This is a genomic window from Mesorhizobium sp. M0663, assembly GCF_040320585.1.
Classification (GTDB): domain Bacteria; phylum Pseudomonadota; class Alphaproteobacteria; order Rhizobiales; family Rhizobiaceae; genus Mesorhizobium.
Genome location: NZ_JAMYPX010000040.1, coordinates 1 through 25,742, shown reverse-complemented (window position 1 = coordinate 25,742; position 25,742 = coordinate 1). Strand labels below are relative to the sequence as shown.

The window sequence follows — 25,742 nt, the reverse complement described above, 5'->3', positions numbered from 1 at the left end:
TGAAGCGCAAATGATGGCATTGCGCAATCGCTATCAGCATCACGATCGCCAGAAACATAATCCCCTGATGGCGATGGTGGTGCATCTACTAGCGACTGATCACGGTGCGGTCGAATACGTTGAATGCGGCAAAATGCGTGGTCCAGCCGTGGCTTGCAGCGCGGGTCATGTACCGACGCGCCCCGTTCTTGGCGTGGATGCGCAGATCAACATGAAGGCAGACGGCATCACGCAGCCCGTCGACAAAGCTCAAATGATTGGACAGCTTGAACTGCTGACGGTAACAGGGCTGAAGCCAACGCGTGATCTGCAGATGATGTCAAGCGCCTCTCCGCAAAGAGGTGACGCTTGATAGGGGGCTGCTTCCGTGCAAATGCTCCGGCATGCGAATTCTCCTCGTCGAAGACACGCGCGACGTTGGCGAGGCTATCAGCCGCCGCTTCGAAACGATCGGCCACGCAGTCGATTGGGAGACGGACGGCCGTGCTGCCGCAGAAATCCTCGATTTCACCTGCTACGATCTCGTCATCCTCGACGTCATGCTGCCCAGCCTCGACGGGTTCGAAATCGTTCGACGGCTCCGGCAGGCAAGGAATACGACCCCGGTTCTGATGTTGACGGCCCGTTCCGAGATAGAGGACCGCGTTGGCGCGCTTGATCTCGGCGCCGACGACTATCTGGTCAAACCGTTCGATTTCCGGGAATTGGAAGCGCGCGCCCGTGTTCTGCTCCGGCGGAAAAGCGGCGAGGCGACCAACATCGTACAGTGTGGCGATGTCGTGCTCGACCGCGGCAGCCGCTCAGTGCGAGTAGGCAGGCGCGAGGTGCAATTGAAACGACGCGAGATGACGTTGCTTGAGATACTGGCGTCGCGGCCAGGCCGCGTCTTCAGCAAAGATGAACTTATCGATCAGCTTTTCGGGTTTGACGAGCCGGCCAATCAGAACGCGATCGAACTTTATGTCGGGCGGCTGCGCAAGAAGCTGGAAGGCGCCAAGGCGCAGATCGTTACCGTGCGGGGCGTGGGATATCAGCTGGCTTCCGATGATACCGGCTGAGCCTTCCCTTTTCACGCGCCTGGCGGTCCGCATCTCGCTGGTGCTGGGCCTGGGCGCGGCTCTTCTGGTGAGTGCGGCGTCGTACTACGCACGTACCGCCGCCGATGACGCCTATGACCGGCTTCTGCTTGGTGCGGCCATCCAGATGGCAGACAGCCTTACGGTTGAATCCGGTTCGCTCATCATCAACCTGCCGGTATCAGCTTTTGAACTCCTGGGCCTCGCCAGCCGCGATCGCATCTTCTATCGCGTGATCGGCCCTTCCGGCGCGACGCTGACAGGTTATGCCGATCTGCAAACAGAAGTTGATCTGGCCGCAATACACGATGTCCCGGTATTGGAATCGGCGCATTATCGCGGCGAACCGGTTCGGATTGCGGTGGTGGCGCGCGCACTGTCCGATCCAGCCGTATCCGGTTGGGCGCATGTCATCGTTGGGCAGACCACGGAAGCCCGCCGCGCGCTCGCGGGTGAATTGACTCTCAGGGCGACCGTCCTCCTGGCGATCATGAGCATATTGGCTTTAGCTGGAGCGATGATTGCTATTCGCTATTCTCTGCAACCGGTCAAGCATCTCGGAGCGACGCTCCGCCGTCGCGATCCACAAGACCTGACGCCGGTAACGGTCGTCGTACCGAGAGAATTGCGGCCCTTCGTTACTTCCATCAATTATTTCATGAGTCGGCTCGACGAGCGCGTAAAACTCCTGCAGCGCTTCATCGCCGACGCGGCGCACCAGATCAGAACGCCGCTGACAGCGCTAACGGCGCAGCTCGATCTGTTGAGTCAAGCCAAGCTGGACAAGTCGAGCCGCCAGCATCTCGATCGCGTACAGCAGCGCGCCAGCGAACTTGCGCGCCTGACCAACCAGTTGCTCAGCCACGCCATGGTCATCCATCGTGCCGATTCCGTGCAGCTTCAGCCGCACGGTCTGGCAGATGTCGCACGGCGCGCTTTCCGTGCGGCGGTTCCGATAACTATCGATCCGGACATTATCGTCTCCTTCGAGGCGCCTGACGACGAGCCGGTCGTGCTTGCGGACGCCGTCAGCCTTCGCGAAGCGATCGTCAATATCATCGACAATGCCTTGCGCCATGGAGTGGTGTCGCGCCTTGAGGTCAGAGTACGCAGCGACGGTACGCGTGCCCATCTCGAGGTCGAAGATGACGGACGGGGCATTCCGCCGGGCGAGTGGGAGCGGGTCACGCAGCGCTTCGAAACGTCCAAATCTCATGACGGCAGCGCAGGTCTTGGTTTCGCCATCGCGTCGGAGGTTGCGGCGGCTCACGGTGGCGCGCTGACCTTTCGCGAGACAAGCAAGGATGGCGGGAAGGGCACGCAAGGGTTCACCGTCACCTTGACGTTGCCCATCGCCACGGAGAAGACCGGATGATAACGGGAACATTGCCGACATTCGGTTTGATGGCTGCCGTCCTCCTATGCATCGGTCACGCGGCAAGAGCTGCTGAAGGAAGCAGCGCATTTTTGCCTTCGTCTCAGCCGGAGAAGGACCGACTGTCGATCCACGCCGCGACCGATCTGGCGGCTATGGAACCACTGATCCGGGATTTTCAGTCCGTTTTCCCCAACGTGGCAGTCGAGTATGTTGAATATGTCACCAACGACTTGCAAAGGAGTGCCAGTGAAGCCTGTCGGACGGACGCGGTGCTGGGCGACATCTTGTTGTCTCCGTCGGTCGACCAACTCGTGAAGCTCGCCAATGACGGCTGCGCGGCGCCGCACGTGTCGGCCGAAACCGCGCATGTCGCCAATTGGGCAAACTGGCGCGACGAGGTATTCGGCTTTACCTACGAACCGGCCGTCTTCGTCTATAACGCCCGCCTCGTGCCGTCCGGCGACGTACCGCGCACCCACATCGAACTCGCCGATCTTCTCAGGCGGCGGATCGATTTTTATCGCGGACGGGTCGGAACGTTCGACATCCGACTTTCGGGCATCGGCTACCTATTGGCGTTCAGTGATGCGCGGCAGACGACGGCGGTCTACGGTCGGCTTCTGGAAAGCATGAGCCGAGCGGAAACTGTGGTGCGTTGTTGCACCGCGGAGACCCTTCAGGACGTTGCAAACGGGAGCCTATATATAGGCTACAATATGATCGGGTCATATGCCTACGCAGCGGCCAGGGGCAATTCCGATTTGAGGGTCGTTGTCCCGCGGGACTATGCGCTGATACTCAGTCGTGGCGCGCTCATTCCGAAGACGGCGCCGAATATGGGCGTTGCCAAACGATTTCTCGACTACCTTCTGTCAGCCCGGGGACAGAAGGTTGCCAGGGATAGCGCCTTCTTCTTTGCCGAGAACGGGCAATTGCCTGAGGGAGCGGACGGCCCGGAAAAACTTGGGGAGTCTGGTATCGCGCGCGCCATACGCATCGGCCCTGCGTTACTTGCCGTACAGGACGAGGCGTTGCGCCGCCGCTTCATCGAGGATTGGAGCAAGTCCATGATCGATGCGCAGGGCCAGCGACCGTGACGCGTAGGATGCCGCTCCAAGATTTCAACAATTCGGCAATACGTCGATGTGGCCGATCCCGCTGTCGTCGACAATCTGATCACGACCCATCGGGCCTAGTCGGCTGAGCAAACCTCGACATCGCCGTGACAGGTTGGTGACAGGTCAGGATGATACTCGCCTTTTGTGCCTGGAGGAGGTACGATTTAGGCGAACTTGGAGGAGACCGTAATGAAAAATCGTCTTGCGACGATGATGGCCGCGTTTTCGCTGTCAGCCGCTTTTGTGACGCTTGCCGCCGCTGCCGAGATCCCCGCCGGGTATCCGGACAACTACAAGGATCTGGTGGCCGCCGCCACCGCGGAAGGACACCTCAGCATCTATTCGACGACCGATGCGGCGCTGGTCCAGCCCTTGCTCAGGGACTTCGAAGCAGCATTCCCCGGCATCGCCGTCGAATATTCCGACCTCAATTCCACCGAACTCTACAATCGCGTCATTGCCGAAACCGCTTCGGGCCAAGGCACGGCAGATGTCGCATGGTCTTCGGCTCCGGATCTGCAGATCAAACTTGCCTCAGACGGCTATGCGCAGGAATACAAATCCGTGGAGGCGGCCCACCTTCCGGCCTGGGCGTCCTACAAGGACATGGTCTATGGTACCACCGCCGACCCGGTGACTTTCGTCTACAACAAGCGTCTCGTGCCTGAAGGCGATGTTCCCGCAACCCACGCCGATCTTCTCAAGCTGATGACCGGGAAGACCGCAGAATATGATGGCAAGATCGCGTCCTACGATCCGGAAAAATCCGGTGTCGGCTTCTATTTCTACAACCAGGACGCCAAGAACTGGACCGATTCCTGGGCGCTTAACAAGGCTTTTGGCAAGGCCCATATCAAGCTCTACAGCTCCGCCGGCTCGATGATCGAGAAGGTCACGTCTGGCGAACATTCCATCGCTTATGGCATCTTCGGCTCATATGGCCTCGCCAAGCAGGCCAAGGACGAGAACCTCGGTGTGATAATCCCGAAGGACTATGTCCTGGTGACCACCCGCGCCACCGTCATTCCGGCGGAAGCCCAGGATCCCAATGCTGCGAAGCTATTCGTGGACTATCTGCTGTCGGCGCGCGCGCAGAAGCTGATCGCCGACGACATCAAGCTCTATGCCGTTCGTGATGACGTTGAAGGGGCAACCACGCTGGCGTCCATAAAGGCCGCCGCCGGTGAAAACGTTCACCCGATCGCGCTCGACGACAAGCTGCTCGAAGGTCTCGACGAGACGACACGGCTGGCGTTCCTCAACGAGTGGCAGAAGGCCATGAAGGGCGAGTAATCGCTTGATCGGGAGTGCCTCCACAGTCGGCTCTCTCACCCTTCTTGCTATTAAGAATCATCGGAACGGCGCGCTTGCGCTCTTGCTAGCGGACGGCCCCCGGCTTTGTTCGAGGCGATCATGCCCTTCCGTGTCTTTCGTATCAGCACCAACCTCCTCGCCATCCTGGTGGTGCTGGCACCGGTCACCCTGATCATTTATCAGAGTTTTCTGTCCGCGCCTTTCTTCCAGAAAACCGCGCATCTGTCGCTGAACGCCTACAGCTTCATCCTCGCGGACGCGGATTTCTGGCTAGCGCTGACGACTTCGCTCAAGCTCGCGGTGGGCATGACGGTGATCGCAGTTCCGGTGGGAATCCTGCTGGCGTTCATCATCGTGCGCACCGACGTGCCGGGCAAGCGCTGGCTGGAGCCGATCATCCTGATCCCGGTTTTCATGTCGGCGGTGGTGCTGGCCTTCGGCTATGTGATGACACTGGGACCAGTCGGCTTCGTCTCGCTGGCGGTCAAGTCGATGATCGGCTACGTGCCCTGGAATGTCTATTCGGTGACATCGATCGCGATCATTGCCGGGCTCACCCATGTCCCACATGTCTATCTCTATGCATCGGCGGCGCTCCGCAACGTTGGCGCCGACCTCGAAGAGGCGGCACGCACCGCCGGCGCTGGCCCTTGGCGCGTCGCCGCCAGTGTGTCGCTGCCCATGGTGATGCCGGTGGTGCTCTATGCGGCGGTTCTGGTGTTCTTCCTCGGTTTCGAACTTTTCGGCCTGCCGCTGGTGCTTGGCGATCCGGAAGGCGTGCTGGTTCTCGCCACCTATCTCTACAAGCTCACCAACAAGCTCGGTGTTCCTTCCTACCAGTTGATGGCCGTAGTGGTGGTGGCGATCATCATGATCGCGCTGCCGCTGGTGGTGCTGCAGCGCTACATGCTGCGCAACGCCAGCCGCTATGTGTCTGTCAAAGGCAAGGGCAGTCGGCACAACCCCATCCGGCTGGGCGCTCTTCGCTGGCCGGCCTTCGCGCTTGTGGTGGCCTGGTTCGCGGCCACCGTGATCATACCGGTGGGCGGCGTCGCAATTCGTTCACTGGTGACAAGCTGGGGCGTCGGGGTGAATATCTTCCAGGTGCTGACGTTGGATCACTATCGCGATCTCGCTGACTATCCGAATGTCATCAGCGCCATTCTCAACACGGTCGGCGTCGCGGTGGTCGGCGGCGCGGCTTCGATCGCGGCCTATACTGCCGTGGCACTCGCCGGTCACCGCTCGAACGCACCCCTGACCAAAGTCGTCGATTACGTGGCCATGATACCGCGGGCGATGCCGGGCATTGTGGCTGGCCTTGCCATGCTGTGGATATTTCTCTTCTTCAAGCCGATCGCACCCCTGCGTGCCACGATGATCTCGGTATGGCTCGCCTATACCATTGTGTGGTTCGCCTATGGCATGCGGCTGATTTCCGGAACGCTCCTGCAGATCGGCAAGGAGCTCGAGGAAGCCGGCCGGTCAGTTGGCGCCAGCGAGGGCCGGGTCGCCAGGGACATCACGCTGCCGCTCATCCGCGGCGGCATGTTCTCAGCCTGGCTGTTGATCTTCCTGATCTTCGCCCGTGAATATTCGACGGGCGTCTATCTGCTCGGACCGGGAACCGAAGTGATCGGCTCGCTCATGGTTTCCCTTTGGGGCACCGGCGCGATCGATCTGGTTTCCGCTCTCGCCGTCATCAACACCGTCATCATCGTGACCGGTCTTGCCCTCGCAATGCGCTTTGGAGTCCGCCTCAATGACTGATATCATCATAGACGGCCTGCGCCTCAGTTACGGCACCCTCGAGATCCTGAAAGGTGTGTCCTTTTCGGTCGAACCGGGTCAGATCGTCGCCTTGCTCGGCGCGTCCGGGTCCGGCAAGACGACGCTCTTGCGAGCGGTCGCCGGTCTGGAGACACCCAACAGCGGCAAGATACTGCTCGGTGACAAGCCGCTTTTCGATGCCGGGCAGAACATCAATCTGGCGCCGGAAACGCGCGGTCTCGGGCTGGTATTCCAGTCCTATGCGCTGTGGCCACATCGGACGGTGTCCGAGAATGTGGGTTATCCCCTGAAGCTGCGCAAAGTGTCCCAGGCAGATGTTGCGAGCCGCGTCCAGAAGGCTTTGGACAGCATCGGCCTCGGCAAACTGGGCGAGCGCTATCCGCATCAGCTCTCCGGCGGACAGCAGCAGCGCGTGGCGCTGGCCCGTGCGCTGGTCTATGAGCCGAACGTGATTCTGCTCGATGAGCCGCTGTCCAATCTAGACGCCAAGCTACGCGAAGAAGCGCGGATCTGGCTGCGCCGCCTCATCACCAATCTCGGGCTATCGGCGCTGTGCGTCACCCATGATCAGGTGGAAGCGATGGCGCTCGCCGACCGCATCCTGCTGCTCAACGGCGGCCAGATCGAACAGGACGGAACGCCCAAGCAAATCTACAACAAGCCGAAGAGCCTGTTTGCAGCAGAGTTCATGGGTGCCAGCAATCGCCTTGACGGCGTGGTCACCGCCATCAACGGCAACCGTGCGGAAATTGTCGCCAACGGCATCCATCTTGTGGGCAGCGCCCAGCAGGAGCTGACCGTCGGCGCCAAAGTCACCGCACTCGTCCGGCTTGAGCGGGTGACGTGGTCCGGGGAGGACGGGCCTGGACGTATCGCCATGACCTGCGTCGAGAGCCTTTTCCTTGGCGATCGGCATGAAGTCATTTTCGAAAGCAATGACCTGACAATCCGGACCTATTCCCGGGACGCCCTTCCGTCCGGCCAATACTATGTCGAGTTCCCGTTCGAGGATCTGATGGTCTTCGCGGCGGAATGAACTTCGGCTTCACTACGAAGAGGATCATTCTTGCCAACCGGCATAAACATCCTCGAGCGGCTGACCTGCCATCGGTAATTTCCTCCATCTGAGATTAAAGTCCGGCCTCGATTGAAGGGCGGACTGATGAAGAGAATGCGGTTTACGCAAGAGCTGATCATCGCGGTCCTGCGTGAGCATGAGGCGGGGCAAAAGCGGGCGACCTGGCGCGCAAGCATGGGATCTGCGAGGCGGTTAGCCTTACACACGTGTCGAAGGCGTGTTCGCTTGCGCATCACCGGGTATCAAAGCTAATGAAACCCGGAGAGGACTTGGCTGCTTCTGCAGGTGAAAAGTGCTGACTTTCTCATGGTTCTATCTCGCGTCGTGCCTGCTTGCGCTTATAGCGCTCGTCGCCGTTCTCGAACTCGGACTGCTTCCGGCACTGCTTTCGGGCCTTCTCGTGTTCAACATCGTTCATTTCGCCGCACCGATGCTCCATCGAATCGGCGTCTCCAACAGCCTGACGAAAAGCCTTGCGCTGACCTTGGTGGCATTGATCTTCACTCTCCTGGTAGCCGCCGCTATCTTTAGCGGCATGTCGCAATTGACTGGCGGTTCGGAGAACGTCGTGACGCTCCTCAAGAAGATGGCCGAGATCATCGATACCGCGCGCGTCCATCTCCCATCCTGGGCGATGGCCTATTTTCCGTCGAACATCGAGGAACTGGAAGTCTTCGCGGCCCGGTGGCTCCGCGAACATGCCGGCCAGCTTCAACTCGTTGGGCGGGATGTTGGCGTCCTGGTGGTCCACATTGTCGTCGGCATGGTGATCGGCGGCTTGATCGCGGTGAGCTCGGCGGCGCCATCGCGCGAGCCCGGCCCACTGGCGGTCGCGCTGGCGGATCGTGTCAACATTCTGAGCAAGGCCTTTCGCAACATCGTGTTCTCGCAAATCCGGATTTCGGCGTTGAATACGTTTCTGACGGCGATCTATCTCGTCGCTGTTCTGCCGTCCTTCGGCATCGATCTGCCATTCATCAGGACAATGATAGCGCTGACTTTCGTCGCTGGCCTTCTGCCGGTCATCGGCAATCTGATCTCCAACACGGTGATCGTGGTTGTCAGCCTCAGCATCTCCTTCCTTGCAGCGCTCGGCTCGCTTGCCTTTCTCATCATCATTCACAAGCTCGAATACTTCGTAAACGCCAAGATCATCGGTTCGCGGATCAATGCGCGTGCCTGGGAGCTTCTTCTGGCGATGGTTTTCATGGAAGCCTGGTTCGGTATGCCGGGTCTTGTCGCCGCGCCGATCTATTATGCCTATCTGAAGGCTGAACTGACGATGCGCGGGCTAATCTAGGGTTAGGGCAGGTGGCGATTTGACGATGCAAGCAAGGTTGCCGGGAAACCGCGCAAATTTGGCCACTCGCTGAACAGCACCATCTTGGTTAGTGAACCCTCAGGAGTTTCGTGACTGATTTGAAGGCCCCCGTTTAATAGCACGCCCCCTGCAAAGACATTAGACAGCGCTAAAACGTAAATTGTCCGGAGGCATGTAATCTGCTAGTGTTTGATCACCGACAAACGGCTCTGGAAAGCCGTGCGTCGGACATCATGCACAAGATCAACTCAAACCGGAGAACGGCCATGAAACGGCTTCTGACGGTCGCTGCCCTTTTGGCGGCAGGCAGTTTGGCTACGATGCAAGGCGCAGCCGCCGACGACGCTGCGATGATCAAGAGCGCTGAATCTGCTGCACCACCTGCCGTGGCAAGCGGCGCTGCGGTCTACGCCGCGGATGAAAAGGGCGCCATGCGCACCCTGCGCGAGGGCAAGAACGGCTTCTGGTGCATGCCAGACAGCCCGTCCACGCCCGGCCCGGACCCAATGTGCGGCGATGCCAATGCGATGGAATGGGCGATGGCATGGATGGAAAAGAAGGAACCGCCCAAGGGCAAGGTCGGCTTCATGTACATGCTGTCCGGCGGTACCGATGGCAGCAACACCGATCCCTATGCGACGAAGCCCGAGGAAGGCAACAATTGGATAGAGACCGGCCCGCATGTGATGATCGTCAACGCAATGGACATGATGCAGGGCTATCCGACGGACCCCAAGCCTGACACATCCAAGCCCTATGTGATGTGGCCGGGCACTCCATACGCACATCTCATGATCCCGGTTAAGTAGCTGAAATGGAGTCACGCGGGCGCCAACGCTTGTTTCGCCCGCGCTTGTCCTGATAATTACAAACGCTTGCGGCGTCCGTGACCTTCAATCGAGAGTCTCGGCGGTCGGTAGCGTGTTGGCCTGATCTCCCATCACTTCCGGCAAATGGAAAGTTTCGTGACAGCTCGAACAGTGGCGGCCCTGCAATACCAAATATTCGTATATTCGTCAGGAAGTGCATAGTCTTTGATGACCGTCGTCGCGGGAGGAGTTCGCGTTGAACCGGACTATCCGAATGATCGCCACAGTTGCGCTGTGGAGCGTGCCATTATCCGGCCAGGCGCTTGCGCATGCTCGATTGGTCGAGGCTACTCCAGAGATCAATAGCACCATTGCCGCTCCGCCCACTGAGATTCGACTGCGCTTTAGCGAATCCATTGAGGCTCGATTCTCGGGCATCGATCTTTCGGGGCCGGATGGTGCGAAGATCACCACGGAGATCGCGGTGCAGGATAAGGACATGGTGGCACCTGATCAAGGTCCCTTGCGCCGGGTGTTTATCAAGTTGATTGGCACGCGCTGTCAGCAGACGGGCACAAGGTGAAGGGCAATTTCAAATTTGAAGTCAGACCGTAGAAATGGACGTTGATGGCACTCTGGCCTTCGCCCGGTGGGTCTACTTCCTCTCAGTGATGATTCTATTCGGGTCGGCACTCTTCCCTTTCTATGCGCTAGGCAGAACCGCGGCTCCCGCGCTTGCGCCTCTACCCCGTAACATCAATCCTGCCCTCGCACTTGCGGCCGCAATCTTCGCGGCAATTTGGCTGCTGTGCTTTACGGCCGGGCTCTCCGGACGCGAGGGTATGGTTGACACCTTGCGCGGCGTCCTCATGGAAAGCGACTTCGGAACTGTTTGGTTTGTTCGCCTTTCGCTCGTTCTCCTGCTCCTGGTGATCAGTTTCTCGGGGCGGCCCGAATTGATCGTCGGGCCGGCTTTCTTGCTACTGACCTGCGAGGGTTGGCAGGGCCACGCGGCGGCGTTGGGCCTTCTAGGCTCACTGACTCAAGCTCTCCATGTTGCAAGTGCCGGGGCGTGGATAGGTGGCCTCCTGCCCCTCGGCCTGCTTATCGCGGCAGCACAGCGGCATCCATCCGAAGTCGCAGGCGTGGAAACCGTCCTGTGGCGCTTCTCCCGCTTTGGTATGGTGGCGGTTGCGCTCATTTTTTTGACGGGCGCCATGAACACTTGGCTCGTGCTTGGCTCGTTCCCCGATCCGCGCAACAGCTACGGTCGAATTCTCCTGTTCAAGATCAGCCTATTCGTCGCGATGGTCAGTTTGGCGGTCTACAACCGATACGCCCTGGTCAGCCGCATGAAGTCCGAACCGGCCAAAAGCTTGGGCACATTATCTCGCAACGTTGCGCTGGAGCAGATCATCGGGTTTGGGGTGCTTATGGATGTAAGCGCGCTGGGGCTTATGGATCCGTACGCGTGACGCGCTGACTTTGCAATTATCCGCTGGCAACGTTTCTGCAATTCGCGATCGACACTCACCTCTATCCGCCTGGCGCACAGAGTGGCTGGCCGGTCTGGCTGCCGATCTCAACCAACGTCGGGACGTGTGGAGCGCGGATATATGCCTGCCACCTAGACACGATTCCATGCGTAAACGAGTAACTGCCAGCCCCAGCCGGCCAGCGTTCATCGCTCCTTTGATCCCCACCCTGGTGGAGAAGCCTCCCGAGGGCCGAGGGATGGACACACAAGTTCGACGGCTACCGCGGGTCTTCAATGCGGACCGCGTCGGAGAATAACTGGCGAATGATACTACGGGGCGACGGCGCAGCCGCCGACAGTCGGATGGAGGTCGATCTCGTCGCAGCCGCTGGGCCCGCTAAATGGCATTCTTGACTAACGTGCCAGAGGGTCCATTTTTTGACCCTGCGGTGTGCTGATGTCGAAGCCCCTCTTTATCCCGGCGCTCGCTGCTATATGCCTGAGATCGCCGCTGGTGCGTGCCGATAATGTCGATCTGGCGTTGGAAGCTTTTTGGTATTTGTCTTGCCCATGGACCTGACTTCGAACGAACCGTCGCTGCGGCCAGGAGACGCGGATGGACTCCGTTGTCCGGCGACGCAGCACTTGCCCCCGTCGATGACGTAGACGCCTTCCAGGGCTGCGAGGCGACCGGTGACGACCTCCCGGCCAAAACCATGATCGGGGTGACGTGCAAACTTGCTCCATAAAGCTATTCGATGTCGACCGCGCGCCATTCAAGGAGCGTTTCTTCGCCCGGACGGATGCCGAAACAATCGGCGAGGACAGAAACGGAATGCAAGTTTCCAAACTCTACATATTGACAGCCGGCAATCGCAAGCAGCTTGTCCATTTGACGTTCCCGAGGTCCGGAATCACATCGAACACGGTCATTGCAAGCTCGATCGCCGACGACTAGGGCGGATCAGCTGGTGTTATCTGCACGGGACGCGGGGCTTTTTGCGTTTGCAAGGAACTCGCGATAGGAATGCTCTGAATCGATCTGGAGCAGCAAATTGAGCGATCGGCAAAAGATCATCTGGATGATAGTGGTGGCAATCCTTGCTGGTATCGCGGTGATCATGCTCAAACATTGGCTGAAGGGCGACCTTGGGTAGCTGCCTCCTTAAATGAAGCAACACAGCCCTGATCGATCAAGGTTGGGCTTTGGCCCGTCCCATTTCGGCCTGCTTGCAATGGCAGGTGTCCTGTCTGATGCGGAATCGACGAGCGAAATGTGAGCGAAAAATGCAACTGACAGGCATGGTATCAGGCGCGCTGTTGCTCGCTTCCGCCGCGGCAGCGAACGCCCATCCGCATGTGTTTGCCGAAGCGACGCTGGACCTGACCGTCGGTCCAGACAGAACGCTCAAGTCGCTTCGGCATCTCTGGCGTTTCGACGACCTCTTTTCCAGCACCGTGCTGATGGAATTCGACAAGAATTCCGACCTTGTCCTTGATGCCAAGGAACTCGATGAAGTCGCTCTCACCGTCCATGCGTCGTTGGCCGAGTACAACTACTTTCAGATGGTGACCTTGAACGGCAAGGACGTGACGATGGCGCCACCGCCGAAGTTCAGCGTCAGCTATGAAAACGATCAACTCGTCGTCCAGTTCGAAACGCAGCCGAAGGACCCGTTGGCCCTTGCTGGAAAAGTCAGCATCGGTGTCTACGATCCGACCTTCTACACGGCAATCGATTTTACCGACGACGACAAGCTTGCGGTGGCCGGTCTGCCGCAAGGCTGCTCACGTTCCGTCGTCCGTCCAGATCCGGACACGGCCATCGCGCAGAACCAGAAGAGCCTGACAGACGCGTTCTTCAGTGATCCGACGGGGACCGATCTCGGCAAGATTTTCGCGACGCGCCTCGAATTGACGTGCGGCTGACCCGGAGCCGGTTCGATGGCCATGTTCCAGACGCTGGTCGAGTTCCAACGCACGATCTACCTGGCGCTGGCCGAGCAGATCAAACTGCTTGCGGCCGGCGGCGGTTGGCTGGCGTTCACGGCCTTTCTGCCCATGGGCATTCTGTTCGGTGCGGCGCATGCGCTGACGCCGGGCCATAGCAAGGCTGTCCTGGCCACCTATCTGGCAGGATCGGACGCCAGCGTCCGGCGTGGGCTTCTGGTGTCGCTGACACTCTCCTTCACGCATGTAACGATTGCCGTGCTGATCGCGGCGCTCTCGTTGCCGTTGGTATCGATTGCCCTGGGCAGTGTTGGCCGCGCCCCGCTGCTGGAAGACGTCAGTCGGGGCCTGCTTGGCCTGATCGGCATTTGGATGCTCTGGCGCGCATTGAGCCACGGCCATCACCACAAGCATGAGGGCGAGGCCGTCGGCGTCATGGCCGGCCTGATCCCATGCCCGCTGACGCTTTTCGTGATGACCTTTGCGATATCCAGGGGCGTTCCGGTCGCCGGCATTCTTTTCGCAATCACCATGATGGCCGGCGTGGCGCTGACGCTGTCTTGCGTTGCGGTGCTGTCGATCCTGTTTCGTGAACGTCTGGTGCATTTTTTCGATAGCCGGCCACGCCTGTTCGATGCCATTTCCCGAGCCATTGAGGGCGCTGCCGGCTTGGCGCTTGCCGGCGTAGCCGTTTGGCAGATCACGTCGGGCTGAAATGCCGTGAACCAGATCGAGCGGTGGATCAAGACCCGTTTACCTGAAGGTCAGCCGTGTCTTCCTCGCGGCGCAAAGCTTCGACGTGCATCTGCGCTCGTCGGTGGAACAGACGGATAGGTGACGCCCGACGCTCGAAGTGGCGCCGGGCGACCCTGTATGCGCTAGATCATACGCTTGATGTCGATGTAGTCGCCTTCAGTCTGGATCGTCAGGGTCACGTCGCTGCCACCGCGGTTGCGCCAGAACCAACCGTGATTTCCATCGAAGGCGGCTTCAATGGCACCTTCGTCAGCTGGAACGCTGCGACCCTTTTCATAGCTGACGGACTGACCGCCGCCATCGCCGTGCGTCTCGAAGTTCACCACGCCACCGTCAGCTGTCCAGGAAAAGTTTGCCTTGGCGCCCTGCCGCATCACGAGCTTGACTTCGGCACCCTGGCCTGGCGCCAACGTGAAGGATAGCTCGTCTTGCCTTCCATCTGGCTGGATCGGGGCTTCCGAGGTTGCTTCGGTGGCAGGCGTTGTAGCAATGGCCGGAGCCTCGGCAGGAGCGATCTCTCCAACTGTCACATTGTCTTGGGATACCGCCTCCCCAGTTGGCGACGGCTGCAAAGCAGGCCGTTCGGCGGTCAGAGCGACGAGGAGGTTTTCAATTCGGTCCATGCGCGCCATCAATTCGGCCGGAGGGACCATTTGCGTCATCCGCTCGGTTGGTGCCTTCGCGCTGGCCATTTCGTCGGCTGCCGCCTCGGCTGCCAGCTGTGTCTTGATTTCGCCCATTCTGGTGAGGCCGAGCAATCTGCCTGCTCCAGTCGGGTCGATCGCATACTCGGACGGCATGACGACCGTGATGAGCAAGGCGAACGCCGTCAGCGCGGCAATGAAGGTGGAGCGCTTGAGCTGCGCTGACGTCGGCAAATCGGCGCGGCTGGGAAGGTCGGTGTTGTACATGATTCGGTTCCTTATGCGGCGACGAACAGGCCGGTGAGCTGATATCCGATCAGCAGGAAACCAGCCGTCATCATGATGACGTTTGCGGTATAGGCGTGGCGCCAGAAGCTTCGTGTCCGGCGCCAGCAGCCCATCACGATCAGGATGGCGCCAAGAGCCAAGAGCTGCCCGATCTCGACGCCGACATTGAAGGCCAAAAGGTTGGGCACCAGGCCGTCCGGCGAGATGTTGTATTCGATGATCTTCGTCGACAGGCCGAAACCATGGAAGAAGCCGAAGACCAGCGTCGCGATCTTGGTGTTCGGCTGGAAGCCGAGCCATCGCTGGAAAGAGCCCATATTGTCGAGCGCCTTGTAGACCACGGAAAGGCCGATGATCGCGTCGATGATGTAGCTGTTGATGCCGACGTTGAAGTAGACGCCAAGCAGCATGGTCGTGGAGTGGCCGAGCGCAAACAGGCTGACATAGATGCCGATATGCTTCATCCGGTAGAGGAAGAAGATTACCCCGAACAGGAACAGGATGTGGTCGTATCCGGTCACCATGTGCTTGGCGCCGAGATAGATGAAGGGCAACACGTTGATGCCCGAGATTTCCTGGATGTAGCCCTTGTCGCCGGCGGCGACGGCATGGGCAAAGGCTGCCCCGGCGAGCAGCGGCAGGGTCAGCAGAGCGATAAGCAGGGGCAGGGCGGGTCGCCAGTGGCCCCGGTCGAAGGGTTCTTGCATAAAATTTCCAATCTTCGTCGTTGAGGGTGGCCGCGCGAGCGGCCGCGATCATGCGGCGAGGAATGGTCTCGGCGGTCGCTCGAGCCGGAATGTCGTGCCCGGATCGACGGAAGTCGGCGGGTAATTCAGCCAGCCCCGTCCGACCTGTGGAACGGTCGGTGCGAAGTCGGCTGGCGTGCTCGCCGTCTCGTGCGAGTGGTCGGCCGCATTGTGCCCGTGAAAATGGCCAGCGCTCTGCTCGTCGGCAACGCCGTCATCGTGTGCGTGGTCATGATCTTCGATCTGCGCGGCGGCTCCGCCGTGACGTTCAACCGCGGTGGCAATCGCGATCGGATCGTGTGAGGTCGAATAGCCGAAAGGACGCAGCACGCCGAACATCATCGCTAAAGCGATGACCAGACAAAAAACTGTGCTGTGGATCCGATTCGGCATGAACGGCGATTATTCTCCAAAATCCTAACGAATGGTTGTTGACTGCACCGGAATCGAGGCCTCTTTGAGGCTTGTTGTATCCCCTCCAAGAGGATAGTATCAAGAGATGAGCAAGCAGCCTCATACCCACGAAACCCATCCCGATATCGTCAAGCGCCTGAAGCGGGCTGGCGGACATCTCAAGGGCGTCATCGAAATGATCGAAGCGGGCCGGCCCTGCCTCGATCTTGCCCAGCAGCTCCATGCTGTCGAGAGGGCCATCGCGCAAGCCAAGAAGACCCTGATCCAGGATCATCTCAACCATTGCCTTGAAGACGTCGTCGGGCCGCTGGCGCGCGAGCAGCGCCGCTCGATCGACGAGTTCAAGGATATCACCAAGTACCTGTGAGAGAACACCATAATGGATAAGATACGCGACTGGTTCGGCTTCGGTCCGATGACGCAGGGCTTCGGCGGCCATGGACATGATCATGGTGATGGTGATGGCGGCCATGGCCACACCCACGGCGTCATCGATCCGACGATCGCCACGACGACGCGCGGCATCTGGGCAATCAAATGGTCATTCGTCGTTCTGGCCGTCACGGCAGCGCTCCAGCTTGTGGTCGTGTTCCTCTCCGGCAGCGTGGCGCTGCTGGCCGACACCATCCACAATATCGGCGACGCGGTCACCGCCGTCCCGCTGTGGATCGCCTTCATGCTGGTCCGCCGCAAACCGAGCAAGGCGTTCACCTACGGCCTGGGCCGCGTCGAGGATCTGGCCGGGATCGTCATCGTTCTCATCATTCTTTTCAGCGCCATCGTCGCAGGCTATGAGGCGATCGACAGGCTGATCAATCCGCGTCCCATCGCATTTCTTGGCTGGGTCGCCATCGCCGGCCTCATAGGCTTCATCGGCAATGAAGCGGTCGCCGTATTTCGCATCCGCGTCGGACGAGAGATCAACAGCGCGGCGCTGATCGCGGACGGCTACCATGCCCGCACCGACGGCTTTACCAGCCTGGCGGTCGTGCTGGGCGCTATCGGCGTCTGGCTGGGCTTTCCGCTTGCCGATCCGATCATCGGACTGCTGATCACCGCGGCGATCTTCGCCATCGTCTGGCAGTCGTCGAAAGCCGTGTTGACGCGCATGCTCGATGGTGTGGAGCCCGGCATCATCGACGAAATCCATCATGCCGCCGAACATGTGTCCGGCATCGAGCGCCTTGGAAGTGTGCAGGCGCGCTGGATCGGCCATCGCCTACATGCCGACGTCGCCATCAGTGTTCCGGATGCGGCGACGGCCAAAGACGTACTGGGCGTCAGCGAAGCCCTTAAGGAGGAACTGTTCGCCCACTTGCCGGCGTTGGCGGAGGCGAATGTCCGCCTCGAAAGCTCAGCCGGTTCGACCGCCAAGCGGGGGGAAACCTCTCATGCTCATCATCATGCACCGGAGCCGTTCAAGGTCGTATGCGAGCTGGCTGCAGGGACATTGGAAATCGTCGATACGCCCGGCGGTGAACGGATGCGGCTAACCATCGATCGCCACGCCGATGATTTGACAGCGACTGTGATCATCGACCGACCCGAAGGGCCAGAGATGCTTCGCCTCGAGCCCGTCGCTGACAACCATCATCGGCTTGAGAGCACCATCGCCCCTGCCGAGCCGCATGAGTTCCAGGCGAGGTTGATCCTGGCCGCGAAGGGTCGCGAGCAGGTGCTGCCGTTCAAGATGGTCGAGCCGGAAGGTCACCATCACTGAGACAGGCAGGCCGTTCGCGCCAGTTCTCGACGAACCGTCATCCGCTGCAAGAAGACAAATATGCTTCAGGTCCTGGCCAATCGCAGTTACCGTCATCTCTTCCTGGCCCAGGTCATCGCCCTGATCGGCACCGGCCTTGCCACCGTGGCGCTCGGGCTGCTGGCCTATGATCTTGCCGGCGCCGACGCCGGCGCGGTGCTCGGCACGGCGCTCGCCATCAAGATGATCGCCTATGTCGGCGTGGCGCCTGTCGCCGCCGCGTTCGCCGAGCGCCTGCCACGCCGCACCATGCTGGTTTCGCTCGACCTCATCCGGGCTGTGGTCGCGGTGTTCCTGCCCTTCGTTACCGAAGTCTGGCAGGTATATCTTCTCATCTTCGTCCTGCAGTCGGCGTCGGCAGGCTTCACTCCGGCCTTCCAGGCCTCGATCCCTGACGTGCTGCCCGAGGAGAAGGACTACACGCGGGCCCTGTCGCTGTCGCGACTGGCCTACGATCTGGAAAGCGTCGTCAGTCCCATGCTGGCGGCGGCGCTGCTTTCCGTCATCAGCTTCCACGGCCTGTTCGCCGGTACGGTTGTCGGCTTCCTGGCGTCCGCGGCGCTGGTCGTCTCCGTGGTGCTCCCCAGCCCGCAAGCCTCGGAGCCGCGCGGCATCTATGAGCGCACGACGCGCGGAATCCGCATCTATCTGGCGACGCCGCGATTGCGCGGGCTGCTGGCCCTTAACGTTGCCGTCGCGGCGGCAAGCGCGATGGTGATCGTCAACACGGTCGTCCTGGTGCAGGCGCAGTTCGGCCTCTCGCAAAGCGACACGGCGCTGGCGCTCGCAGCCTTCGGCGGCGGATCGATGATTGCAGCCCTTGCCCTGCCGCGGCTGCTGGAGAACGTCCCGGACCGGGTTGCGATGCTCTCGGGCGCCGCGATCCTGGTCGCGGGCGTGCTGGTAGGACCGCTCGCCGGCAGCTACTATCTGCTGCTGCCGCTCTGGTTCGTGCTGGGGCTCGGCTATTCGCTGGCGCAGACGCCTTCGGGCCGATTGATCAGGCGTTCCGCCGATGCCGTCGACCGGCCCGCTCTGTTTGCTGCCCAATTCGCGCTTTCGCATGCCTGCTGGTTGATCACCTATCCCATTGCCGGGCGCGTCGGTGCGGCGATGGGATTGCCCTTCACCTTCATTCTGCTCGGCGTCATAGGCGCCGCTGCTCTGCTTGCCGCGATCTGGCTCTGGCCGAAACATGATCCCGACGTGCTTGTGCATACGCATGTCGATCTGCCAGAGGACGACCGTCATATTGGGGACGCGGTATGGTCGGAAGCGGGTTATGAGCATTCGCATGGCTACGTCGTCGATGATCGGCACCCGAAATGGCCCAAGACAAGCTGAGAGCTCGAAATGTCTGGCGAGTTCGCCATCTATGGCGGCCTATTTCTGACCGCGTTCGCTGCGGCGACCATCCTGCCGATGCAATCGGAAGCAGCCCTTGCGGGACTGCTTCTGACAGAAAGCTATGCTCCGGCTCTGCTCATCGTCTCCGCAAGCGCAGGCAATGTGCTCGGCTCCATCGTCAACTGGTGGCTCGGCCGCGGCGTCGATCGCTTTCGCGACCGCAAATGGTTCCCGGTGAGGCCCTCCGCACTGACGCGCGCGACGCGATGGTATCAGCGCTATGGACGATGGTCGCTGCTGTTGAGCTGGCTGCCTCTCGTCGGCGATCCGCTGACGGTCGTGGCGGGGGCGCTGCGGGAGCCATTCTGGAGCTTCCTTGCGATCGTCACGATCGCGAAGGTCGGCCGCTACCTCGCGCTGACGGCGATGACGCTGAGCTGGACTTAGCGCTTGTCGAGACCCGCGCCGGCACCGCGACATTACGCAGGATGGCGCTTTCCTTTGCCAAGCGCAGCGCTGCGCGCCAACTTGGATTGGCGCCGAATATGTCTATACAAATGGGAATGCATGTGTACAATCGCTACCAATCAATCAAAATGGGGAACTGAAATGATCACTCTCGACCGCCGCAATTTCCTTGTTTCCACCGCCGGCCTTGCCTTCGCCGCTGCGCTGCCACGCACCGCCTTTTCCGAAACCAACGACACGCTGAAGATTGCCATCGCCGCGGAGACCGGCGATCTCGACCTGCTGCAGAATGTTTCAACGCTGAGCACCTACACCATCGTCTTCGATGCGCTGATCCACTACGGCCAGAACGGTGCGCTTGAGCCGGGACTTGCCACCAAATGGACCATTGCCGACGATCAGCTTTCGATCGCTTTCGATCTGCGTGAAGGCGTGACCTTCAGCGACGGCACGCCGTTCGATTCCACCGCAGCCGAATGGAACCTCAAGCGATGGATGGGGGTGAGCGACTTCTCCTGGATCGGCATTTCCGATGCGTTCGACAGCATTGTCACGGACGGACCAAACAAGCTGACGGTCAAGCTGAAGCGACCGGTGCCGGCCGCACTCCTCGAACTCACCATCGTCCGCCCAGTTCGTTTCCTGTCGCCCAAGGCAGTCGACAAGGATGGCAAGCAGACGGCGCCGATCGGAACCGGTCCATGGATCGTCGAAAAATACGATTCGAGCGGCACCAGCCTCGTTCGCAACGACAAATACTGGGGCGAGAAGCCGCTTTTCAGCCGCATGGAATTGAAGGTGGTTCCCGATGAACTCGCTCGTGCCAACGGCCTCCGCTCAGGCGACCTCGATGTCATCGGTGGCGACTGGGTGGCGACGCTATCGCCGCGCCGCGCCCGTGCGCTGGAAAGCGACGGCATGAAGGTTGTTGCCGAGCCGGGCACCGCGACGATGCTGCTCGGCTATTCGCCGAAGTCGAAGATCATCGCCGACAAGGCCGTTCGCGATGCCGTCTATGCATCGGTCGACCGGGCGGCGATCGCCAAGGTCCTGTTCGAGGGCTTTGCCGACCCGGCCGCCGATCTGTTCCCGGCGAACGTGCCGTCGTCGGGCAAGCGGCATGACGTGCCGGTGCGTGACGTGGCGGCGGCCAAGAAGATACTTGCCGACGGGGGCTGGGCAGAGAGCGGCGGCGCCTGGACCAAGGCTGGCTCTCCTCTGACCATCGACTTTCTGGTTTCCGAAGAGTCCCTGCCGGGATCGCGGCGCATCGCCGAAATGATCCAGGGTCAATTGTCCGAGGTCGGTTTCCAGGTCCAAGTCTCCTCGGTGGACAATGCCACCATGCATGAACGGCGTCCGGCCTTCGACTATGATCTCGCTTTCTTCACCACCTATGGCGCTCCCTATGACCCTCACGGGACCCTTGGCAATGCCTTCGTCTCGACGGCGGACAGCGGGCCTGACGGCAAGATCTATGTCTCGGACGCGCTCGACGGCGTAGTCAAGGCTGCGCTCGAGGCGAGCGGCGCCGAACGCGACCTGAAGATGCAGGCTCTCTACGATTGGCTGCACGACAACACCGCCATCTGTCCGCTTGTCGTCAGCCAGCGGCTGTGGGCTCACAATCCGCGCGCAGAGAACTTCTCGCTTCCGGCGACTGACTACGACTTGCCGTTCAAGGCGATCACGCTGAAGGCCTGAAGACTTCGAGCCCGAGTGAGGCCTGACGATGAAACGCACGATCCTGCGACGGATGCTGCTTGCCTGCCTTTTGATCCTGGCGGCATCCGCGCTGACATTCGCCCTGGTTGCGGCGGCTCCGGGCAATGTTGCGGCGCTCATTGCCGAGCGTGCGGCAGGTCCTGGCGCTGACGCGCAAATGATCGCCAAGATTGGCAACGAGCTCGGTCTCTACGACTCGTTGCCGATCCGCTACGGACGCTGGCTTTCCGGCGCGCTGGCCGGGGATTTCGGCATCTCACTGCGAACGGGAAAGCCGATCTCGTCGGAGTTTGCCGCCCGCATCCCGATGACGGCGGCTCTGCTTGCCGGCGGCGGCATTCTCGCCTTCATTTTCTCGATCGCGCTCGGCATTGCCGGCGCCGTCAGCAATGGTGGCGTGATGGACAGGTTCCTCCATGCATTTTCGCTGATCGGCGCGTCGACCCCGAACTTCTTCGTGGCGGCGCTGCTGGTCATCGTGTTTTCGGTGATGCTGGGCTGGGTACCCACCTTCGGGACCAGCGGCTTCACCTCATGGCTTCTGCCGTGGGTGACGATCGCGCTGTTCCCGGCCTCCGTTCTCAGCCGCGTCGTTCGGGTCAACCTCCAGGAAGCGATGTCGCGGCCGTTTGCGACAACCGGCTTCGCCAAGGGCTATACCAGAACGCAGGTGCTGCTGCGCGAGGCGCTGCCCAACATCGCCATTCCGTTCCTGACGACATTCGGCGCGCAATTCACGCTGATGATCATCGGATCGATCGTCGTCGAGACGGTATTTGCATTGCGCGGCGTCGGTGCCTTTTTCATCGAGGCGATCCGCTTCCGCGACTTCATCGGCATGCAGTCGGTGCTGCTGCTGTTTGTCGTCTTCTTCGTCATGGTCAATTTCATCGTCGACATGATTTGCATCGTCGCGGATCCGCGAATGCGCCGGGCGCGGGGAGCATGAGGCGATGAACATTTCCGCTATCAGGGACATCAAGGACTGGCCGTGGCTGGTGCTGCTCCCCGTAATCGGCTTTGTGCTGATCGGCATCTTCGCTCCTGCTATCATGCCTTACGATCCAAGTGCGCAGGACTATTCGGCGACACTGGAGGGCATGAGCTGGAACCACTGGCTCGGCACCGACTATCTCGGCCGAGACGTCTTCAGCCGCATCGTCGGTGGCGCCCGCATTTCCCTGGTGGCGATGGTGATCGTGCTTGTGGCCGCGTTGGCGATCGGGGTCACGATCGGCTCCTTCGCCGGCTATGTCGGCGGCCGTGTCGAGCTCGTCCTTATCAGCATCATCGATATTGCGCTGGCACTTCCGAGCCTGGTGATCGCGCTGGCGTTGATCGGCATTCTGGGCACCGGCTACTGGTCGATGATAACGGCGCTCACCCTGGCGTGGTGGGCGAACTATGCCCGCATGAGCCGCGCCGTCGTCACCGCCGAGCTGCAGCAGCCCTATATCGAGGCGGCCCGCGTGATGGGCGCCGGCCATCTGTGGATTTTTGTTCGCCATATCCTGCCGCATGTGCTTGCCCTCGTCGTGGTCTATGCAAGCGCCGACGCCGGCGCTCTTGTGCTGGCCATCGCCACGCTCAGCTTTCTCGGACTTGGCGTCGCACCGCCGACACCGGAATGGGGCCAGATGCTGGTCGACGGCATGAGCTACATCGAGGAGGTGCCGCGCCTCGTCGTGCTGCCCGGTCTGGCGCTGACGCTGGTCGTGGTCAGCTTTAACCTTCTGGGCGAAGCCTTCGCATTGCAAAAGGTGCCGCGGCCGGTTCGCGGCGCGACGTTGCGCAGACGCCGAAGGGCGCGCGCTCGCGAAGAAGCCGAGCGTAACGCCGTCGAAACGGGAACGACTTCAGCATGAGCGACGCTCAGCCAATCTATTCGATCGAAGATTTGGTCATCGACCTCTACGCCACCACCGTTTCTGTGCGGGCGGTCGACGGGGTGTCGTTCAACGTCCGTCCCGGAGAAACGGTCGCGGTCGTCGGCGAAAGCGGTTCGGGAAAGACCGTAATGACGCTCGGTCCGCTCGGCCTGCTGCCCGAGGGCGTGACCGTGGACATGAAAGGGTCGGCGCGAGCCGACGGAAGCGAACTGCTCAGCATCGGTTCCCGGCAATTGTCGGACCTGCGCGGGCGCTATTTCGGCGTGATTTTCCAGGACCCGATGAGCGCGTTGAACCCGATGCTGAAAATCGGCCCGCAGCTGGCACGCCAGGCGCGCCGTTTCGCTGGCCTGTCGCATGAGGCAGCGCGCAAGGAAGCGGTCTCGCTTCTGGCGCGCTCCGGCATCCCGGACCCCGAGGATCGCTATAACCGCTATCCGCACGAAATGTCGGGCGGCATGCTGCAACGCGCGATGATCGCGCTGGCGCTGGCGGCCCGGCCGCGCGTGCTGATCGCAGACGAGCCGACCACGGCGCTGGACGCCACGGTCCAGGCGCAAATCCTGGAGCTCATCCGTCAGATCCAGCGCGAGGATGGCATCGCGGTCGTGCTGATCACGCACGATATCGGCGTGGTCGCTTCCGTCGCCGATCGCGTCATCGTGCTTTACGCCGGCCAGGTGGCGGAGGAGGGGACGGCGATGGATGTGCTGACCCGGCCAGTCCATCCCTATACGCGCGGGCTGCTCGCATCGGTGCCGGATTTTCGCGCCGACGAACGCGCGGCGACCCGCGAGATACCTGGCCTGCCGCCAAACCAGATCAGGCTGGAACCGGGTTGCCGGTTTGCCGAGCGCTGCGAACTGGTCGAAGCCGGTTGCCGGCAGCACCGGCCGCCGCTGCAGACGATATCCGCGTCGACGAGCCCGCACCGTGTGGCTTGCCCGGTCGTGCTGAAACGAGAGGGGATCGCCGTCCATGTCTGATGTCGCGGCGATCGAGGTCAGGGGACTAAAGGTCCATTTCGCCAACCGTTCGGGTGTCGGCGCGGTGCGGGCGGTCGATGGCATAAACCTGACGGTCGCGCGCGGCGCGTTCCACGGCATCGTCGGCGAGTCCGGCTGCGGCAAGACTACGCTGGCGCGCACCATCGTCGGTTTGCAGAAGGAGAGCGAAGGCACCGTCCTGATCGGGGGAAGGGATCGCACCGAATGGCTGAAATCGGACAGGAAGTCGTTCAGCCGCGAAATCCAGTTCGTCTTCCAGGATCCGTTGGGGTCGATGAGCCGCCGCCAGTCCGTCTACCAGACACTGGAGGAGCCGCTGCAGATTCATCGCTTCGGTTCATCAGTCGAGCGCCGGCGCCGCATCGCCGAGCTTCTGGACCTGGTTGCGCTGCCTGAGACGGTGCTCGATCGGCTTCCACGCTCGCTTTCCGGCGGCCAGCGCCAGCGCGTTTCGATTGCGCGCGCGCTCGCGCTGAAGCCGTCCATACTGGTCTGCGATGAGCCACTTAGCGCGCTCGACGTTTCGATCCGGGCGCAGATCGTCAACCTGTTCACGTCGTTGCAGAAACAGCTTGGCCTGACCATTGTCATTGTCGCGCATGATCTGGCGATCGTGCGCGAGGTCTGCTCGAACGTGACGGTGATGTATCTCGGCCGCATCTCGGAAGCCGGCCTGACCCGCCCGCTGTTTCGCGAGCCGGCCCATCCCTACAGCCAGGCGCTGCTGTCGGCTGTTCCTTCTCCCGATCCTCGCATCGAAGCCGGGCGCCGCCGGATCATTCTCGCCGGCGATCCGCCAAGTCCCAGCGCGCCGCCTCCGGGGTGCCGGTTCAACACGCGCTGTCCGGTGGCGATCGATGTCTGCCGGGTCGAGGAACCGATGCTGCGATCGGTGCCGCATGGCGGCGTGGCAGCCTGTCATCTGGCCGATAGCGGCCGCCGCCCGGTTATCTGAAAGATGGCGTTTCTGCCCCCAACGCGTTTCGCGAGGCTGACTGTCATTGCCGGTGTCCTGCGCGAGCTTTTTTTGCTGGTCACTGCCGCCAAGGTCGGCCGTTATCTTGTTCTTGCCGCCGTGACGCTGAGCGTCATCTGACCTCGCGAAGCTTCTCCAACCTGAGCGGGTTAGGCCCGACTGGTTCGAAGGAGCCAGCCCAAGAGCCACGTCTGATACAGGCGGACGGGAAGCCTAGCCCTTCTTGACGGCGACCTTGTCGAGGGGCTGCGCGCAGGCCGATAGTGTGCTGAAGGTTCTGCAAAAAGTTTTGGAGAGAGAACGGCGCCTGCTCTGAGGGGCGAGCGGCCATGGCACGGTGGTGACGTTGCGATCACCGATTCCCGTGGAAGGGGAAGTGCCATGACCAATCGAGACGTTAGACTGAGCAGA

The 25,742-nt window shown here is 61.0% G+C and carries 28 protein-coding genes and 1 pseudogene; 24 read left to right on the top strand and 5 right to left on the bottom strand.

Features of this window, described 5'->3' with window-relative positions; all coding sequences use genetic code 11:
- The first annotated feature begins 10 nt into the window (after positions 1-10).
- From NKI54_RS32590 to copD, 12 genes are all read left to right on the top strand, one after another.
- Positions 11-352: a hypothetical protein gene (locus tag NKI54_RS32590; RefSeq protein WP_352693732.1), complete on the top strand. Its 342-nt coding sequence runs from the start codon at positions 11-13 to the stop codon at positions 350-352.
- Between the two features lie 31 nt (positions 353-383).
- Complete coding sequence (locus NKI54_RS32585; protein ID WP_023722098.1) at positions 384-1,058, top strand: response regulator transcription factor; 675 nt, start codon at positions 384-386, stop codon at positions 1,056-1,058.
- A 40-nt stretch (positions 1,059-1,098) separates the two neighbouring features.
- A complete protein-coding gene (locus NKI54_RS32580; RefSeq protein ID WP_352693730.1) occupies positions 1,099-2,451 on the top strand; it encodes a sensor histidine kinase in 1,353 nt (450 codons plus the stop codon).
- Positions 2,448-3,551, top strand: a complete 1,104-nt coding sequence (locus NKI54_RS32575) for an ABC transporter substrate-binding protein (RefSeq protein WP_352577941.1) — start codon at positions 2,448-2,450, stop codon at positions 3,549-3,551. Before NKI54_RS32580 ends, NKI54_RS32575 begins: the two co-directional genes overlap by 4 nt.
- Positions 3,552-3,761: 210 nt before the next feature.
- Positions 3,762-4,865 carry an ABC transporter substrate-binding protein gene (locus NKI54_RS32570; protein ID WP_352577940.1) on the top strand — a complete coding sequence of 368 codons (1,104 nt, stop codon included), beginning with the start codon at positions 3,762-3,764 and terminating at the stop codon, positions 4,863-4,865.
- Positions 4,866-4,985: 120 nt separating this feature from the next.
- Positions 4,986-6,656, top strand: a complete 1,671-nt coding sequence (locus tag NKI54_RS32565) for an ABC transporter permease (RefSeq protein ID WP_352693728.1) — start codon at positions 4,986-4,988, stop codon at positions 6,654-6,656.
- Complete coding sequence (locus NKI54_RS32560; RefSeq protein WP_352508357.1) at positions 6,649-7,713, top strand: ABC transporter ATP-binding protein; 1,065 nt, start codon at positions 6,649-6,651, stop codon at positions 7,711-7,713. The genes NKI54_RS32565 and NKI54_RS32560 overlap by 8 nt, the downstream gene beginning before the upstream one ends.
- A 334-nt stretch (positions 7,714-8,047) precedes the next feature.
- Positions 8,048-9,055, top strand: coding sequence for an AI-2E family transporter (locus NKI54_RS32555; protein WP_352693726.1), 1,008 nt, complete (start codon positions 8,048-8,050; stop codon positions 9,053-9,055).
- Positions 9,056-9,342: 287 nt separating this feature from the next.
- Entirely contained in the window at positions 9,343-9,885 is a 543-nt protein-coding gene (locus tag NKI54_RS32550) for a hypothetical protein (RefSeq protein ID WP_352693724.1), read from the top strand.
- Between the two features lie 274 nt (positions 9,886-10,159).
- Positions 10,160-10,468 (top strand): copper resistance protein CopC, encoded by a 309-nt coding sequence (locus NKI54_RS32545; RefSeq protein ID WP_352693722.1) that lies wholly within the window; start codon positions 10,160-10,162, stop codon positions 10,466-10,468.
- Complete coding sequence (locus NKI54_RS32540; protein WP_352693748.1) at positions 10,444-10,500, top strand: hypothetical protein; 57 nt, start codon at positions 10,444-10,446, stop codon at positions 10,498-10,500. Before NKI54_RS32545 ends, NKI54_RS32540 begins: the two co-directional genes overlap by 25 nt.
- 2 nt (positions 10,501-10,502) lie before the next feature.
- Positions 10,503-11,360, top strand: coding sequence for a copper homeostasis membrane protein CopD (gene copD / locus NKI54_RS32535; RefSeq protein WP_352623823.1), 858 nt, complete (start codon positions 10,503-10,505; stop codon positions 11,358-11,360).
- 753 nt (positions 11,361-12,113) lie between these two features.
- Here copD and NKI54_RS32530 read toward each other — a convergent pair.
- On the bottom strand, positions 12,114-12,254 hold the full coding sequence (locus NKI54_RS32530; protein ID WP_352577933.1) for a hypothetical protein: 141 nt from the start codon (positions 12,252-12,254) through the stop codon (positions 12,114-12,116).
- A 395-nt stretch (positions 12,255-12,649) separates the two neighbouring features.
- On the opposite strand from NKI54_RS32530, the gene NKI54_RS32525 reads away from it, so the two are divergent.
- The gene (locus NKI54_RS32525) at positions 12,650-13,291 is read left to right on the top strand and encodes a DUF1007 family protein (RefSeq protein WP_502898290.1); all 642 of its coding nucleotides are present in this window, start codon (positions 12,650-12,652) and stop codon (positions 13,289-13,291) included.
- A 21-nt stretch (positions 13,292-13,312) separates the two neighbouring features.
- On the top strand, positions 13,313-14,026 hold the full coding sequence (locus NKI54_RS32520) for a HoxN/HupN/NixA family nickel/cobalt transporter (RefSeq protein ID WP_352452073.1): 714 nt from the start codon (positions 13,313-13,315) through the stop codon (positions 14,024-14,026).
- 164 nt (positions 14,027-14,190) lie between these two features.
- Here the strand turns inward: NKI54_RS32520 and NKI54_RS32515 are convergent, their stop codons facing one another.
- Genes NKI54_RS32515 through NKI54_RS32505 form a run of 3 tightly spaced genes read right to left on the bottom strand, consistent with a single transcriptional unit; the run spans position 14,191 to position 16,076 of the window.
- Complete coding sequence (locus tag NKI54_RS32515) at positions 14,191-14,979, bottom strand: hypothetical protein (RefSeq protein ID WP_352577931.1); 789 nt, start codon at positions 14,977-14,979, stop codon at positions 14,191-14,193.
- An 11-nt stretch (positions 14,980-14,990) separates the two neighbouring features.
- The gene (locus NKI54_RS32510; RefSeq protein WP_352693720.1) at positions 14,991-15,707 is read right to left on the bottom strand and encodes a HupE/UreJ family protein; all 717 of its coding nucleotides are present in this window, start codon (positions 15,705-15,707) and stop codon (positions 14,991-14,993) included.
- A gap of 48 nt (positions 15,708-15,755) precedes the next feature.
- Positions 15,756-16,076: a hypothetical protein gene (locus NKI54_RS32505; protein WP_352693718.1), complete on the bottom strand. Its 321-nt coding sequence runs from the start codon at positions 16,074-16,076 to the stop codon at positions 15,756-15,758.
- 169 nt (positions 16,077-16,245) lie between these two features.
- Here NKI54_RS32505 and NKI54_RS32500 point away from each other — a divergent pair, with 169 nt between their 5' ends.
- The 10 genes and pseudogenes from NKI54_RS32500 to NKI54_RS32455 form a co-directional block, all read left to right on the top strand.
- On the top strand, positions 16,246-16,527 hold the full coding sequence (locus NKI54_RS32500) for a metal-sensing transcriptional repressor (RefSeq protein ID WP_352693716.1): 282 nt from the start codon (positions 16,246-16,248) through the stop codon (positions 16,525-16,527).
- A gap of 9 nt (positions 16,528-16,536) precedes the next feature.
- Complete coding sequence (locus NKI54_RS32495) at positions 16,537-17,880, top strand: cation diffusion facilitator family transporter (protein WP_352693744.1); 1,344 nt, start codon at positions 16,537-16,539, stop codon at positions 17,878-17,880.
- Positions 17,881-17,940: 60 nt separating this feature from the next.
- On the top strand, positions 17,941-19,263 hold the full coding sequence (locus tag NKI54_RS32490) for an MFS transporter (protein ID WP_352693714.1): 1,323 nt from the start codon (positions 17,941-17,943) through the stop codon (positions 19,261-19,263).
- Positions 19,264-19,272: 9 nt separating this feature from the next.
- Positions 19,273-19,713, top strand: coding sequence for a YqaA family protein (locus NKI54_RS32485; protein ID WP_352693712.1), 441 nt, complete (start codon positions 19,273-19,275; stop codon positions 19,711-19,713).
- 162 nt (positions 19,714-19,875) lie between these two features.
- Positions 19,876-21,438, top strand: coding sequence for an ABC transporter substrate-binding protein (locus NKI54_RS32480; protein WP_352577927.1), 1,563 nt, complete (start codon positions 19,876-19,878; stop codon positions 21,436-21,438).
- Between the two features lie 28 nt (positions 21,439-21,466).
- Positions 21,467-22,408, top strand: a complete 942-nt coding sequence (locus NKI54_RS32475; RefSeq protein WP_352693710.1) for an ABC transporter permease — start codon at positions 21,467-21,469, stop codon at positions 22,406-22,408.
- A 4-nt stretch (positions 22,409-22,412) separates the two neighbouring features.
- The gene (locus NKI54_RS32470) at positions 22,413-23,324 is read left to right on the top strand and encodes an ABC transporter permease (protein WP_023722127.1); all 912 of its coding nucleotides are present in this window, start codon (positions 22,413-22,415) and stop codon (positions 23,322-23,324) included.
- Positions 23,321-24,334 carry an ABC transporter ATP-binding protein gene (locus NKI54_RS32465; RefSeq protein ID WP_023722128.1) on the top strand — a complete coding sequence of 338 codons (1,014 nt, stop codon included), beginning with the start codon at positions 23,321-23,323 and terminating at the stop codon, positions 24,332-24,334. Before NKI54_RS32470 ends, NKI54_RS32465 begins: the two co-directional genes overlap by 4 nt.
- A complete protein-coding gene (locus NKI54_RS32460; RefSeq protein ID WP_352693707.1) occupies positions 24,327-25,310 on the top strand; it encodes an oligopeptide/dipeptide ABC transporter ATP-binding protein in 984 nt (327 codons plus the stop codon). The genes NKI54_RS32465 and NKI54_RS32460 overlap by 8 nt, the downstream gene beginning before the upstream one ends.
- A gap of 36 nt (positions 25,311-25,346) precedes the next feature.
- Positions 25,347-25,451 (top strand): annotated as a pseudogene (locus NKI54_RS32455) (YqaA family protein); the annotation flags it as partial.
- Between the two features lie 93 nt (positions 25,452-25,544).
- Here NKI54_RS32455 and NKI54_RS32450 read toward each other — a convergent pair.
- Positions 25,545-25,742 (bottom strand): hypothetical protein (locus NKI54_RS32450; RefSeq protein ID WP_352693705.1); only part of this gene is annotated, 198 nt, incomplete at its 5' end.

Coding starts and splice junctions, on each gene's coding strand:
- NKI54_RS32570 (WP_352577940.1), top strand. CDS start 3,762: ATGAAAAATCGTCTTGCGACGATGATGGCCGCGTTTTCGCTGTCAGCC.
- NKI54_RS32515 (WP_352577931.1), bottom strand. CDS start 14,979: ATGTACAACACCGACCTTCCCAGCCGCGCCGATTTGCCGACGTCAGCG.
- NKI54_RS32560 (WP_352508357.1), top strand. CDS start 6,649: ATGACTGATATCATCATAGACGGCCTGCGCCTCAGTTACGGCACCCTC.
- NKI54_RS32520 (WP_352452073.1), top strand. CDS start 13,313: ATGTTCCAGACGCTGGTCGAGTTCCAACGCACGATCTACCTGGCGCTG.
- copD (WP_352623823.1), top strand. CDS start 10,503: ATGGACGTTGATGGCACTCTGGCCTTCGCCCGGTGGGTCTACTTCCTC.
- NKI54_RS32500 (WP_352693716.1), top strand. CDS start 16,246: ATGAGCAAGCAGCCTCATACCCACGAAACCCATCCCGATATCGTCAAG.
- NKI54_RS32490 (WP_352693714.1), top strand. CDS start 17,941: ATGCTTCAGGTCCTGGCCAATCGCAGTTACCGTCATCTCTTCCTGGCC.
- NKI54_RS32470 (WP_023722127.1), top strand. CDS start 22,413: ATGAACATTTCCGCTATCAGGGACATCAAGGACTGGCCGTGGCTGGTG.
- NKI54_RS32575 (WP_352577941.1), top strand. CDS start 2,448: ATGATAACGGGAACATTGCCGACATTCGGTTTGATGGCTGCCGTCCTC.
- NKI54_RS32465 (WP_023722128.1), top strand. CDS start 23,321: ATGAGCGACGCTCAGCCAATCTATTCGATCGAAGATTTGGTCATCGAC.
- NKI54_RS32460 (WP_352693707.1), top strand. CDS start 24,327: ATGTCTGATGTCGCGGCGATCGAGGTCAGGGGACTAAAGGTCCATTTC.
- NKI54_RS32550 (WP_352693724.1), top strand. CDS start 9,343: ATGAAACGGCTTCTGACGGTCGCTGCCCTTTTGGCGGCAGGCAGTTTG.
- NKI54_RS32590 (WP_352693732.1), top strand. CDS start 11: ATGATGGCATTGCGCAATCGCTATCAGCATCACGATCGCCAGAAACAT.
- NKI54_RS32510 (WP_352693720.1), bottom strand. CDS start 15,707: ATGCAAGAACCCTTCGACCGGGGCCACTGGCGACCCGCCCTGCCCCTG.
- NKI54_RS32480 (WP_352577927.1), top strand. CDS start 19,876: ATGATCACTCTCGACCGCCGCAATTTCCTTGTTTCCACCGCCGGCCTT.
- NKI54_RS32475 (WP_352693710.1), top strand. CDS start 21,467: ATGAAACGCACGATCCTGCGACGGATGCTGCTTGCCTGCCTTTTGATC.
- NKI54_RS32565 (WP_352693728.1), top strand. CDS start 4,986: ATGCCCTTCCGTGTCTTTCGTATCAGCACCAACCTCCTCGCCATCCTG.
- NKI54_RS32585 (WP_023722098.1), top strand. CDS start 384: ATGCGAATTCTCCTCGTCGAAGACACGCGCGACGTTGGCGAGGCTATC.
- NKI54_RS32530 (WP_352577933.1), bottom strand. CDS start 12,254: ATGGACAAGCTGCTTGCGATTGCCGGCTGTCAATATGTAGAGTTTGGA.
- NKI54_RS32525 (WP_502898290.1), top strand. CDS start 12,650: ATGCAACTGACAGGCATGGTATCAGGCGCGCTGTTGCTCGCTTCCGCC.
- NKI54_RS32485 (WP_352693712.1), top strand. CDS start 19,273: ATGTCTGGCGAGTTCGCCATCTATGGCGGCCTATTTCTGACCGCGTTC.
- NKI54_RS32545 (WP_352693722.1), top strand. CDS start 10,160: ATGATCGCCACAGTTGCGCTGTGGAGCGTGCCATTATCCGGCCAGGCG.